Annotated in this window: 11 protein-coding genes and 1 pseudogene; 7 read left to right on the top strand and 5 right to left on the bottom strand. The window is 63.3% G+C overall.

Annotation, left to right across the window (positions count from 1 at the left end; genetic code table 11):
• Window positions 1-24: 24 nt before the first annotated feature.
• The 4 genes from ACVW1C_RS40570 to ACVW1C_RS40555 all read left to right on the top strand — a co-directional run bounded on the left by ACVW1C_RS40570 (window position 25) and on the right by ACVW1C_RS40555 (window position 2,495).
• Window positions 25-387, top strand: a complete 363-nt coding sequence (locus tag ACVW1C_RS40570) for a hypothetical protein (protein ID WP_028133152.1) — start codon at window positions 25-27, stop codon at window positions 385-387.
• Window positions 388-454: 67 nt separating this feature from the next.
• Window positions 455-703, top strand: a complete 249-nt coding sequence (locus ACVW1C_RS40565) for a hypothetical protein (protein ID WP_028133153.1) — start codon at window positions 455-457, stop codon at window positions 701-703.
• A gap of 27 nt (window positions 704-730) precedes the next feature.
• A protein-coding gene (locus ACVW1C_RS40560) for an IS3 family transposase (protein ID WP_152343783.1) occupies window positions 731-1,899 on the top strand; the annotation gives its coding sequence in 2 pieces (ribosomal slippage) (window positions 731-1,019 and window positions 1,019-1,899; 1,170 coding nt in all).
• A 74-nt stretch (window positions 1,900-1,973) separates the two neighbouring features.
• Window positions 1,974-2,495, top strand: coding sequence for a hypothetical protein (locus tag ACVW1C_RS40555; protein ID WP_319335154.1), 522 nt, complete (start codon window positions 1,974-1,976; stop codon window positions 2,493-2,495).
• 67 nt (window positions 2,496-2,562) lie between these two features.
• Here ACVW1C_RS40555 and ACVW1C_RS40550 read toward each other — a convergent pair.
• The 5 genes and pseudogenes from ACVW1C_RS40550 to ACVW1C_RS40530 form a co-directional block, all read right to left on the bottom strand.
• Window positions 2,563-2,968, bottom strand: a pseudogene (locus ACVW1C_RS40550) (GGDEF domain-containing protein); the annotation flags it as partial.
• A gap of 72 nt (window positions 2,969-3,040) precedes the next feature.
• Window positions 3,041-3,832 (bottom strand): hypothetical protein, encoded by a 792-nt coding sequence (locus tag ACVW1C_RS40545; protein WP_319335151.1) that lies wholly within the window; start codon window positions 3,830-3,832, stop codon window positions 3,041-3,043.
• A gap of 325 nt (window positions 3,833-4,157) precedes the next feature.
• A complete protein-coding gene (locus tag ACVW1C_RS40540) occupies window positions 4,158-5,405 on the bottom strand; it encodes a type II toxin-antitoxin system HipA family toxin (RefSeq protein ID WP_028132960.1) in 1,248 nt (415 codons plus the stop codon).
• A complete protein-coding gene (locus ACVW1C_RS40535) occupies window positions 5,398-5,733 on the bottom strand; it encodes a helix-turn-helix domain-containing protein (protein ID WP_028132961.1) in 336 nt (111 codons plus the stop codon). Before ACVW1C_RS40535 ends, ACVW1C_RS40540 begins: the two co-directional genes overlap by 8 nt.
• 250 nt (window positions 5,734-5,983) lie before the next feature.
• Window positions 5,984-6,142, bottom strand: a complete 159-nt coding sequence (locus tag ACVW1C_RS40530; RefSeq protein ID WP_456763312.1) for a hypothetical protein — start codon at window positions 6,140-6,142, stop codon at window positions 5,984-5,986.
• Window positions 6,143-6,652: 510 nt separating this feature from the next.
• Between ACVW1C_RS40530 and ACVW1C_RS40525 the strand changes: the two genes are divergently transcribed.
• Genes ACVW1C_RS40525 through ACVW1C_RS40515 form a run of 3 tightly spaced genes read left to right on the top strand, consistent with a single transcriptional unit; the run spans window position 6,653 to window position 12,622 of the window.
• Window positions 6,653-9,085: a TerB N-terminal domain-containing protein gene (locus tag ACVW1C_RS40525; RefSeq protein WP_319335191.1), complete on the top strand. Its 2,433-nt coding sequence runs from the start codon at window positions 6,653-6,655 to the stop codon at window positions 9,083-9,085.
• Entirely contained in the window at window positions 9,082-10,413 is a 1,332-nt protein-coding gene (locus ACVW1C_RS40520; RefSeq protein WP_319335148.1) for an ATP-binding protein, read from the top strand. The genes ACVW1C_RS40525 and ACVW1C_RS40520 overlap by 4 nt, the downstream gene beginning before the upstream one ends.
• Window positions 10,382-12,622, top strand: coding sequence for a DEAD/DEAH box helicase (locus ACVW1C_RS40515; RefSeq protein WP_319335145.1), 2,241 nt, complete (start codon window positions 10,382-10,384; stop codon window positions 12,620-12,622). Before ACVW1C_RS40520 ends, ACVW1C_RS40515 begins: the two co-directional genes overlap by 32 nt.
• Window positions 12,623-12,878 lie beyond the last annotated feature (256 nt).

Raw genomic sequence — 12,878 nt, 5'->3', positions numbered from 1 at the left:
GAAACAGCGACGGATAGGGGTAGAATGACGGGCAAAGCAACGAAGGACAAACAGGAAAGGCGGCGAGCGTTCGGGTTCGGGATAGGCTTAACGGTGTTCGGGATAGCCGCATTAGTCTTTGAGTGGTTTAACAGAGACGCGGTTGCGATTGTTGGCGCCGTGCTACTGGGCTTTGTCATCGGGATGCTTGTTGGCTTCTTTGTGCAGGAGGCAAAGGAATGGACACGACAGGCGATGACGGCATCTGTTGCAGTAATAGCGAGTGCGGGCGTGTTGGCGCTGTTGCGGTATGCTGCCCCTGACCCGCATGACGTTTGGTTCTACCCGGCCGGTCTCGTCATCGGTTTCGGGTTCGGCACGATTTGGGACGCAGTCAATCCGGCGTAGCGGCAAGAGGCGGTTGGCTGGGGAAGGACCTTCGGTGCGATCACTAGTTCTAACGAGTCTCTTTCTCTTGCTGTCGACCATCGACCTGCATGCAGATGACAAATCCCTTGCCGACAAGGTGAAGTCTACGTGGCGCTCGCAAACGGGCGAAACGGCCGAGCAAATATTTGCCAAGACCTCGAAGGTAGCGCATTTTGTTCCGAGAGGCTGGGAGGCTGGTCAAAAGACCGACGAGGGCGACGCCGTTTTCTTCTCGTGGGCTAAGCACCGAGCAGATAAGTCAGTGAACTTCCTCCGAATGAGTGGACACCTGTAGTAGGCTCGTTGAGCCTGGAGGTGTTGAATGGAACGTGCACGTCGGTCGTTTACTGAAGAGTACAAGCGCGAGGCGGCGGGGTTGGTGGTGTCGAGCGGCCGCTCGATCGGGTCGGTAGCCAAGGAGCTCGGTCTGCGCGACTCAGTGCTGCGGCGCTGGGTCGATAAGCTCCGGCGCGAGCCGGCATCGGCGGCGTGGCGCCCCACCACGCAGGCGACGCCGATGTCGGCGGACCAGGCTTCGGAACTCGCCGTGTTGCGCCAGGAGAACGAGCGGCTGCGGATGGAACGCGACATTTTAAAAAAGTCGATCGCGATCTTTGCCGGAACCCGAACATGAGCTTTCGCTTCATCGAGGACCATCGCAACACCTATCCGGTGCGGCTGATGTGCGCCGTGCTCGAGGTCTCGCCGGCCGGCTACTACGCTTGGCGCGACCGCCCCGTGAGCGAGCGGGCAAAATCCCATGCCGCGCTGCTGGCCGAGATACGGCAGGTCCATCAGGACAGCAGCGGCCGCTACGGCAGTCCCCGCGTCCATGCCGCTCTGCGCAGGCAGGGACGCAGCGCCAGCCGCGGCCGGATCGAGCGGACGATGCGCCGGCATGGCATCCGCGCCATCACCGCAAAGCCACGCCGTGTGCGCACCACCGACAGCCGTCACGACCTGCCGATCGCACCGAACCTGGTCGCGCGCGACTTCACGGCGGAAGCCCCGAACCGGGTCTGGCTCGGCGACATCACCTACATCCCGACCGCCGAGGGGTGGCTTTATCTGGCCGCCGTCATGGATCTGTTCAGTCGGAAGATCGTCGGCTGGGCCATGCGCGATCACATGCAGGTCGAGCTCGCCTCCGCAGCCCTGACGATGGCAATCCGGGAGCGGCGGCCGCAGGCCGGATTGATCTGTCACACCGACCGGGGTGTGCAATACGCTTCGCACGCTTATCGCAGCACCCTTATGGAGGCCGGCATGACGGCATCAATGAGCCGCAGGGCCGATTGCTACGACAACGCCCCGATGGAAAGCTTCTTCCATACCCTGAAGACCGAGCTCGTCCATCATCGCAACTACAAGACCCGCACTGAGGCCCAGCGCGATATCTTCAGCTTCATCGAAGGATTCTATAACCGGACAAGGCTCCATTCCGCACTCGGATATATCCCCCCGATCGAGATGGAGCTAAAAGCCGCTTAACCCGTCCACTTTATCGGGGGAAGATCACAGACGACGAATACACGATTGCTTGGGTTGTGGCGCCAAATGGCACGATGAAAATCGGGCCGCCTTATGCAAAGCCGATAGAGCTGGGTTGGCAAGCGTTTGCACTCTCACTCGTTGCCAGCGAAGTCACCGACGACGAAAAGGAAGTGAACCTTCGCTTTCTGCACGATCCCCTCAATTACAACTTCGTGACGACCGCACAAGGCAAGCTGGGTGACCTTCTGCGGCGCGGCCGTTGCGCAATCGGCGATCCGGTAGCTGTGGACTATCTGCCGAAGGTGAGTGAGAAGCAGATCGAGAAGGGTGACCTGTGGAGAGTTCAGCTTTCGGTCAATTGCAACATTCCGGGGCCTCGTTATTTCACCCGCGATGGAATCGTCATTTTCGAGAAATGCGAAGGGCAGGATTGGGAGCCGCAATCGTTCTTCGCAAAGCGCATCGCCACGTATGCTCCCGGCTCATGGTTCGACCGTCCAGACTCGAAAGAGCAAGAGACATTCGATGCAGCCCGAAAAGCCTTTGAGGGGGCGGGCGTGCCGCTGCGATCATTACAGGCGCCTTCGAGGTGAGGCGCGATCTCTCTCGTGGTAAAGCCGCGATGGCTCGACGGAGCTTGATTTAGATGCAGCGTGCGCAAACAGCCGGTGACGGCAGATTCAGCGCGTGCAGCATGCCGAGGTCGCGAAACGCTCGGCGCGCGTTTCTCGCCGACGGGCTCGCAGCCGCCGGCGTCCGTGCTCTGCAGCATGAGGGCGAACGGCCGGCCGGCGGACTTGGGCCGCCAGGATCCGCGCCACCGCGCGGAGGCATGCGTCGCCGGCCTGATGGCCGTATTGATCGTTGAACTTCTTGAAGTGATCGACGTCCACCTGCAACAACGAGAGAGGCGTGCCGTCGCGCTTGGCCCACGTCCATTCCTCGGTCGCTCGTCGAAATGGCGCCGGTTTGCGATGCCGGTCAAACCGTCGGAGGTGCCGAGCGCGGCGAGCTTGTCCTGCAGGTCCCTCTGTTCGGTCATGTCGCGCGAGATCGCCACCACGCCGCCCGGGAAGTGTCGTCATCGGATAGAAAGCCAATACAGGTGATTTCTATAATTTGGTTCCGCGGCTGGGCTTCAGGTTTCGCCGCTGATGCGTCCCTCCTCGCCGAGCGGTACGATCCAGCCGCCTGCGCAGTCATACCGGGCTAATTCATCAGCATGCACGGCCGTCGCCAAGCGATTGCGCACAGTGTCCGGCTCTGCGTCGATGGCTGCGCGAATGAGATCGCGCTCGATCCCGACAAGGACCGGTCGGAGGTTGAGACGAGCGAGCACTTCCTGGTCGGCGGGTGCGAGATCGGCGTCGGTGACTGGTCCCGCGCGGGTAACGATGCCGCCGACAAGGCCTCCAATGGCGCTTACCTTCTCCACGTCCCTTATCGGAGCGGCATCGAGCAGCGCTCGCGCGTGTACGAGATCGTCCCGGAGCCTTCGGGCAAATGGTTGATACGTGAGACGATGGAGGGCGCCCGCCAATTCGGCATGACCGAGTGGCTTGATCAAGTTGGCGATATGCAACCGAAGAAGGCCGATGAACAGCGCGTTTTTCTCTTCGGGAGCGATTGGCTCGCCTTCATCGACGGGATCGCGGACCGAGAGATGGACATCAGCTGGACTAGCTTCAGCCATTCCCCAGCGCGTTGCGATTGCGATGCGCTTCACCGTGACTTTGCGACCTTGGGCGGTGACGTCGATCCGCCCAGCCTGCGTCCACGCTCGATCCAGCGCCTTCGCGGGTCCTCCGACATCATGGCAGCCTTTTGCCTCGGCCACCGTTAGGGAGGAAAGGTCAGAGGCGCAGGCGATCCAATCGGGCAGGTCGCCGCGAAACAGGCGCTTGACCCTGACCTGTCTGCGGCGGTCCAAGTCGATGGTTCGGCTGCCGAGATGTGCAAAGATCGAAAGATTGAGGTGTTGTTCGAGATAGGCGCGGGCGACGAAGCGTCCAAACAGACCCGCGCGACCTTGACTTCGCGCGCCTGTCCTAGGGGCTCCTTGAAGACAAAAGGCGTTCCCGCACCGGTCGGCGCCAGCAGCGCGTCGAGAATGGACCACGCGCCATAGGCGGCACCGGGTGTCTGCAGCACCTCCCTAATTCCGGCATCCTCGATATCGGAGATTTCAAGATCGACGGTCGGGCCGGCCACGGGGCTCGCGGCTGCAGGGTCGAAGCTATGAAGAAATGTCCGTGTCAAAGCGCTAGCGCTCGTTTGAGATCGTCGTGCTCGAACGCGCTGGCCATGCGATTGATTTCGGCCGCGCGGGCGCCGACGGCTTTGGCCGTGTCGCGCCAGGTCGCGGTCGCGGTCGCGACGTCCTTGATGATCGCGCGGGCCTGCGGCAGCGTAAGCCCAAAATATTCCGACGCGGCTTCGAGCAGATCGAGCGAGCAGGTGCCTTCATCGAGGTCGATGTTCGTCGTCAGCACCCGCGCCTTCACGTCGGCGGGGACGGGATTGAGGTCGTAAGCCGGCGAGAGCGACCACCCCGTCTTTCCCAGCCAGAGGAAACCATGGTTGCGCAGATGATCATCGACATTAGAGATCAGCACGTTGAAGACGACACGCCGGTAGAGGGCGTGAGCGTCCGTCTTTCCTTGCGCACCATGTTGCGCGAGAGCGTCGACAATCTCCGGATAGCTTCCGCGCTCGCCGTCTTTGGCGCCCATCATCGCCATGGCCGACAGGAACGGGATGCGGACGGCGTCATTGCGATCGAAACGGCGTGACAGCATGACGGCCTTGCCGGCCACCTCGATTAGTTCGTGTTGCGGAGTGGCGATGCCGGCCTTGCTGGCGAGCCGCAGTGCAATCCCCTCCCAGGTCTCCATGCTGTAGTCGTCGGTCTCCTTCGGAAACTTGGCGATCGAGAGATTGCCGTGCTGGTCGACGACCGAGGCCTTCGGCCGGGCACCGCCGAGGGAAGAGCCGGGCGCGAAGATGAGCTGGAGATCTTCGTCCGTTTCCTCGTCGCGGAGAATGCGCTCGGTGATCTGGAGCAGTCGGCCGAGTTCGATCAGGGCGGGCACACCAGCGCGGGTCGGCGCCTGGAAGGTCTCTTCGCCGACCCAGCGGAAGCGGAGTGCGCCAAGTCGCGTTTCGTCGGCAACACCGAGCAGATAGTCACTTTCTGCAAGCGTGCGAACCGCGCGGCCTTCGCGGTCGGCGAGGCGGCGTTCGGCGCGCTGCATGAGACGGCGGCCCCAGGTGTCAGGCGCGGAGTCGCCGATGGAGCCGAACGTTGCCAGTCCGGCAGGAGGAGCAAAGGCGCCGCGCGTCAGGGCGAGGGCGGGTTCCAGTGAGAACCGGTCCGGATCGTCAAGCCACGCGCCATCGTATTCGAAGAGGATGGTCTCTGAGCCTCGGGCACGATTGCTCCTTGCCAGTCCGATGCGGCGCGTGCGGCCGCCGAGATCGATATGCACCTCGAAGTCAGCCATTGCTTGAGGCTCCGGTCTTGCGCTTGAGGTGGATATGCTTTGGCAGCTCGGCGCTGGCGAGCGCCTGGCCGACACTGTCGTTGCTGATGTCCGCGACCTTGATCAGGCCGTCGAGCAGGCCGAGCGCCTGAAGAACGCCGGCATAGATGCCGATACTGACGTTGGTGTCGCCGGCCTCGACTCTTTGCAGCGTCGAGCGGGACGTGAAGGCGCGCTCGGCGACGACCGCCATCGGCAGCCGCCGGCGCCGCCGGGCATCGTGGATGTCGGCGCCGAGCTTCCGCAGGGCCCGTCGAACGGCGGCGGGAGGATTGTGTGGGGTCGGCATTTGGTACCTTCATGCTACAGATTTGCTAAATATGTAGCACCAAGCTTACAAATATTCTAGCCCCTCAGGACCGGTATTACCGTAGTGAGACGGCGAGGCGTTCGCCAAAGCGTATATAATCGGCCAGGAAAAAGGCCTGTTGGTTCAGAACTTCAGAAACTGGCGTAATCTCCGAACGTCGATATTTGCATCTCGTGACCGAGGGTTGAGGTGAGCCCATTACCTGTGAGCGCGAGCTGTTCGCGCTCCCTCATCCGGCCTCCCGCTCGGTGACGATGCTATCTTCCAGTAGCGGAAGGTCGAGGCTCGGAATTTCAGGCATGGCCTTGCCCGCGATGGCCTGAAGGTCTCCGACCATTCCAACCGTGGAGTCGATAACCGCCAGTATCTGCGTCTCCGCTTGGCCCACTGGCGGCCCATGAACTTTCGTTCTTTGTCGAGATCGTCGCGCATGTCATTGAACTTCTCGACCACAGCCTTATTCCGCAGCGATTCCTTGTTCGCATGCCAAATGGGCCAGAATCCTGGTTTGACTGGCCCCCAGTTCGCATGGCGCGGCGCCCACCTCGCCTTTGACATTGGGCCCCCGACCGACAACGGTTGACCGTATCGTTGCAATTGAAAGTTGTGAAGCAACCGAAAGCCATTGTCGAAACCGTAGTGTCAAATTGAAGCTTCCAGCCATGAGATTTGACGCCCGGGGGCATAACGAGAACGGACAAATGGCCGCGCTTACAGGGGAATTACGCCAATCTCGGTCCGGCGGATGCAGGTTTCCCGGGAGAGGGCACTACCGGGAGGAGCCTGGACACGACCTTCGACGATTGTACTTCGCTGCTGTCACACGCTATTTCTTGACGAACGAGCGGTGGGGATCGACGGACATATGGGGCGGCGCAAGGGCGGGTCTACGGCAGGAATGGGCTTGCTGCTCGTGTTGGGCGCGATCTACGCGGCCCTCAGCGCTGCTTATCGGTTCGTGGTGGAAAATCTGGCCGCGGTCGTGGCCGTCTGCACGGTCTCCGGTCTCGTGCTGCTCCTCGGCTACCTGTTCTCGAGGGCTGGAAAGCGACGCGAGATCGCGGCACGGCGATCGAGCGCGCAACACACTCCGCCGCCGGTCATCGAGCCACCGGCAGCGGACCCGGTAAGGATCGCGCCGGCCTTTCGCAGGGGGCGGGCTCCGGCGCCGGCGAGGTGGGTGCCGCCGGGAGAGTCGGTCATCGTCCAGGGCATCACCATCGGGGCCGGTCGCTTCTATCTCGGCGAGGCCCTCTTCTTCGAAGGCCAAGAGATCGACGGCTACGTCATCAATCCCAAGCTTTCCGCGCGAACGTCGCGGCCGGACGTCGCCGGAGATTCCATGCCGTACTGGCCGTCCTACGCGGACGTGACGCCCGCGGCCCGCCGCGCGTTCCTCGATTGGATGTCGAGCGGTCGGCGGGACGATTCCTACGGCATCGGGCACGTCTTCGTGTTCTTCTACGGGCTGGAGCACAGGCTTTTCGTCGATCGGGACATCGCGAGCGCGCCGGACTGCATCGCCGAGGTCGAGAGGCTTCTGGCGAGGCGGGCCGACAGCGAGTCCTTCCAGGGCTACGGGAAGCGGTTCGTGGACGTCGCAAGATGCGCCGCCGGCATGCCGCTCGCCGTTCCGCAACCATCAGCGGAGCGGTCACACTCTCCAGAGATGGACATTCCGGTGCGTCTTCACCTCGGGCGGCGTCTGGCACAATCGTCGACGATCCTGTCCGAAGACGCTCTGCTTTGGGTTCTCGCGTTGCCGGACGTGTATCTGCGTACCGCGGCGGTCCGGTGCTTCAACGAGTTCGTGGCCCTTTGGCATCTGCGTTTCCGGAGCGCGTTTCCGGAAGGATTGAACGTCACGACCTCCGGCAACATCGATCTTCAGTACGAAGCAGCGAGCCGGGCCTTCCGGGTCACGGTGGACGGTCCTCATCGGGCCTATCCCGACGTCGCGAAGGCGACGACGTCTCCCGAACCATTGAGGCGCCTCGTGCAGGAATGTACCGACGAGCTCGACGGATTCAGCCGGCTTCTGGGCCGCCAGCCCGAGGCGCGCAACTCGGTGCAGGCATCGCTTCTGCTTCCGCCCGATCTCGTGTCGGAAATCGGCTTCGAGGCGTTGCGTTCGTTCGGGGAGCGTCTGTCGGAAATCATGGGGGGCCAGAGCCGCGCGAGCACGACCATGGGGACCGTGCTGCGGGCGGCCGATTTCGATCTTCCGGAGAACGGCAAAGTATCGTCCGGGCTCGCCGACCAGCTCGGACAAGTGCTCGATCGGCTCGACATCGCGATCGAGCCGGATCGGCGCTTCGGCGGCGCGGTCCCACAGCTTGACGATCAGATATTCCTATTCAAGGCGCCTCGCGGGGGGCCGGTCGACCCGGAGCGCCAAGCCTATCGGTCGATGAAGGCCCAAGTCGAGGTCGCCGTGCTCGCGGCGGCGGCGGACGGCGATTCCTCGAGCGACGAGATGTCGCGGGTGATCGCCGGGATAAGGGACGGAGAAGACCTCAGCGCGATCGAACGCGCGCGCCTGATCGCGTTCGCGGTCACGATCTTCAACAACCCGCCCAAGCTGTCGAGAGTCATGAAGCGCCTGGCGGAGCGCAGCGATGCCGAACGGGAGGCCATTGCCGACGCGGCGGTCGCAGTCGTCGGCGGCGAACAGAACGTGCGGCCCGACGAGGTCAGATTCCTCGAGAAGCTCCACAAGGCACTGGGCCTTCCCAAGGAGCGGGTCTATTCCGAGCTGCACAGAACCGTGTCGCGAGCGGACGAACCGGTATCCTTGTCCGTCGAGAGACGGGAGGCTGGGGTGCCGATCCCGAAAGGGCGACCGGTCGCTACACCGATTCCCGCTGCCGCACCGAGTCCCGTCATTGTGCCGGCACCTGTCCCCACACCGCAGGGTGTCGTCGCGGCCGCACCCGTCGCCGGAATCCAGATCGATGCCGCGCGCCTGGCACGGACGCAGCGGGAGACCGATGCGGTCGCGGAACTGCTCGCGAACATCTTCGAGGAAGACACGACGCCGGCTCCCGTCGAGACGCTGGTGGCATCCGCCGCGAACGAGGTCTCCTTCGAGGGGTTGGACGGCCCCCATACGGAGCTCGTTGAGCTTCTCGAGCTGAAGGGATCGATCGCGAGAGCCGAATTCGATCAGCGGGCGCGCGCGATGAAGCTTCTGGCGGACGGCGCGATCGAACGCATCAACGACTGGTCGTTCGATCGCTTCGAGGAACCGCTGCTCGAAGACGGGGACGAAATCGTCATGGTCCCGCATCTGCGGGAGCGACTAGCTGAACTGAGAGAGACGACGGCATGAGCAAAGCGCCGAAGACGATAAAGCCGAAGGAACGGGACACCATCATCCAGGCGCTGAGCGCCGGCGTGGTCCCGCGCGTCGGACTTCCACACATCCAGGTCGGCAGAGCCGCGGAGATCGGAGCGTTGGTTCGTGACGTCGACCGCATCGCGGACGGCGGTGCCGCCGTCAGATTCGTGATCGGCGACTACGGCGCCGGCAAGACGTTCTTCGCGAACCTCATCAGGCTGATCGCGCTGGAGCGGAAGTGCGTTACCGTGCACGCGGACCTGGGGCCCGATCGCCGCATTCACGGCAGCGGCGGTCAGGCGAGGGCGCTCTATTCCGAAGCCGTCCGGAACATGGCAACACGCACGAAGCCGGAGGGCGGGGCGCTGGCGGCGGTGGTGGAGCGGCTCGTCACCGACGCAGTCAAGGAGGCCGGAGAACGGCAGATCCCGGTGGAGAAGGTGATCGACGAGAAGCTGGCTCCGATCCAGGAGTTCGTCGGAGGCTACGATTTCGCGACGGTGCTGAAGGCCTACTGGCGCGGGAGCGAAGCTTCGAATGAGGAGCTTAAGCTCGCGGCCCTGCGTTGGCTGCGCGGAGAATTCTCGACCAAGACTGAGGCGAACAAATCCCTCGGCGTTAGGACCATCATCGACGACGACAGCGTGTACGATTCGCTGAAGTCCCTCGCGTGCCTGACGAAGGTCGCAGGCTACGCCGGCCTTGTGGTGATGTTCGACGAGATGGTGAACATCTACAAGCTGCAGAACGCCCAGGCGCGCAAGTCGAACTTCGAACAGATCCTCCGCATCGTGAACGATGCGCTGCAGGGAAACACCGCCAACATAGGCTTTCTCATGTGCGGCACGCCGCAGTTTCTGCTGGACACCCGGCGCGGCCTGTTCAGCTACGAAGCGCTGCAGTCGCGGTTGGCTGAGAATCAGTTCGCCACCAAGGGCCTCGTCGACCTTTCGGGCCCGGTCATAAACCTCCAGAGCCTCACGCCGGAAGATCTCCTGGTCCTGCTGTCCAACGTCCGAACGGTGTTCGCTGCCGGGGAACCGTCCAAATATCTGGTCCCCGACGAGGCGTTGACCGCCTTCATGGCTCACTGCGATCGCCGCATCGGAGAGGCGTATTTCCGCACGCCGCGGACGACCGTGAAGGCCTTCGTGCAGATGCTTTCCGTGCTCGAGCAGAACCCGGGCACGAAGTGGCAGGATCTTCTGGGGCAGGTCGACGTACCCGCCGATCTGCGCGGCCAGCAGGAGGCGGTGCCCGAGGGTGGCGCGCAGCCCGGAGACGACGATGAACTCACCAGCTTCCGGCTCGGGACTTGAAGCCGCCTACCACCTGTTGCATCCGAAGATCCGCCGCTGGATCCGCGACCAGGGCTGGGACGAGCTGCGCGAGATCCAGGCGCGCACGATCCTCGCCGTGCTCGAGGACGACCGCGACATTCTGATCTCAGCGACAACTGCGGCGGGCAAGACGGAAGCGGCTTTCCTCCCGATCCTGACGTCGATCGCCGAGCGCAACACGTCCGGTTTCTCGGTCCTGTACATCAGCCCGCTCAAGGCGCTCATCAACGACCAGTTCAGGCGGCTCGAGGGACTGTGCGAGAGCATGGAAATCCCGGTGGTCAAATGGCACGGGGACGCGCCGCAGGCCGAGAAGAAGAAGGCGATGAACAAGCCGGACGGGATCGCCCTCATCACCCCGGAATCGATCGAGGCGATGTTTGTCCGCCGTCCGGCCGACGCCAAACGGCTGCTGTCGGCCGCCGAGTTCATCGTCATCGACGAGCTTCATTCCTTTTTGCAGGGACCGCGGGGACTGCACGTGGCCAGCCTCTTGCGGCGGATCGACGCGATGGCAGCGCGCCCCGCCCGGCGCGTCGGTCTTTCCGCGACGATCGGCAACCTGGACCAGGCCCGCGCGTGGCTGCGGCCGCGAGATCCTACGAACGTCGAAGAGCTCGTGGCGAAGTCGGACGCTCCGGAACTGCGCCTTCAGGTCAGAGGCTACGTCGAGCCGCCGGACCTCGACGATCCGGATCATGCGGAAGGCGGCGGAGCGGGTCCGGAGCAGCAGGTGCCGCGGCGGATCGCGCTCGATGCGATTTCCGATCATCTGTTCGAGACGCTGCGGGGCGAGAACAACCTCGTGTTCGGCGGATCGCGGCGGACGGTGGAATCGACCGCCGACCGCCTGCGCAGGCGCTCGGAGAAGGCCGAGGTACCCAACGAGTTCTACCCGCATCACGGAAGCCTTTCGAAGTTGCTCCGCGAAGAGCTCGAAGACCGCCTGAAGGAAGGTAGATTGCCGACGACGGCGGTATGCACCTCGACGCTAGAACTCGGGGTGGATATCGGCTCGGTCAAATCGGTCGCGCAGATCGGCGCGCCGCGTTCGCTCGCCTCGTTGAAGCAGAGGCTCGGGCGCACCGGCAGGCGACGCGGGACGCCGTCGATCCTGCGCATCTACCTGCGCGAACCGAACATCGACAACAAGTCGGGCTTTCTCGATCGCCTGCGTCTCAACACGATCAGGTCCGTCGCCGTGGTCAGGTTGTTGCTCGAAGGGTTCGTGGAGGAGGCGCGCGCTGCGCCCGAGATCGCCTCGACGCTCATCCACCAGATGCTGAGCGTGATCATGGAGCGCGGCGGCATCGGGCCGAAGCCGCTCTATGACCTATTGTGCGGCCCGGGGCCCTTCGTCTCGGTTTCCACCAGCGACTTCGCTTTGCTGCTCCGGCATCTCGGCAGCGAGGCTGTCCGCTTCATCGAGCAGGCGGGCGACGGAACGTTGATGCTCGGGCAGGAAGGCGAGAAGGTCGGCCAGTCCCGGAGCTTCTTCGCGGTGTTCGAATCGAACGAGGAGTGGCGGTTGACGACGGGCGGACGCACGCTTGGAACGTTGCCGATCATGCATCCCGTCCACAAGGAAGGACTCGTCGTCTTCGCGGGCCAGCGCTGGATCGTGCAGGACCTCGACGAACAGACGATGACGCTGGTGGTCGCTCCCCATCCGGGCGGCGTCGTGCCGCGCTTCGAGCCAGCTGCCGGCGAGCCGGCCCACGACAAGCTGATCGCGGAGATGCGCAAGGTCTATCTCGCCGACGAGGTCCCGCCCTATCTCGACGCCAGAGCCCGGGATCTGCTGGAGGAGGGACGCGAGATGTTCCGCGAGCTCGACCTTGAGAGCCGATCGCTGGTCGAGGAAGAGCGCGACACGCACGTCTTTCTCTGGCGAGGATCCCAGGCGACTGCAGTCTTCAGCGCGGCGCTCGCGATGGCCGGACTCCAGCCGGGAGTGCACGAACTCGGCGTCACGGTCTCCAAGATCAAGGAGAGCGAACTGCGACCGATCCTCTCCAAGCTCGCCGAAATGCGAAATATCGATCCCCACGACGTCTCGGAGTTCGTCGCCAACATCAAGGTCGGGAAGTTCCGGGAGCAGGCCCCGGAGAATCTGGCCAGGTCTCTCTGGGCCAGACAGAATGGCGACAAGGTCACTGAAATTCCCGTCATGGCTGCAGCTCTGTAGCGGTGTCGCCTCGTCTTTTCGAAGTCGAATGTCGTACGCCTCGTCAGATGGCGCTTGCGAACGCGTTTTGCCGGTACCTAGAAATGGTGGAGACTTTCTGAGGTCCGATTATAGAGGCGGTCGATGGTGACGTGCGCGCCGGTTCGAAATGCTTCCATCGCGAAGCGGCGTCGACGACGCGCGGGGCTGCCGAACCGCCTAGCGGATGAATGTCATGGGTCGACAGGGGGGCTCGAATGCCTCTAAGATGTAAAGG

The organism is Bradyrhizobium sp. USDA 4011 (genome assembly GCF_054063415.1).
The sequence above is the reverse complement of the archived record's forward strand: the minus strand, read 5'-3'. Positions and strand labels throughout refer to the sequence as shown.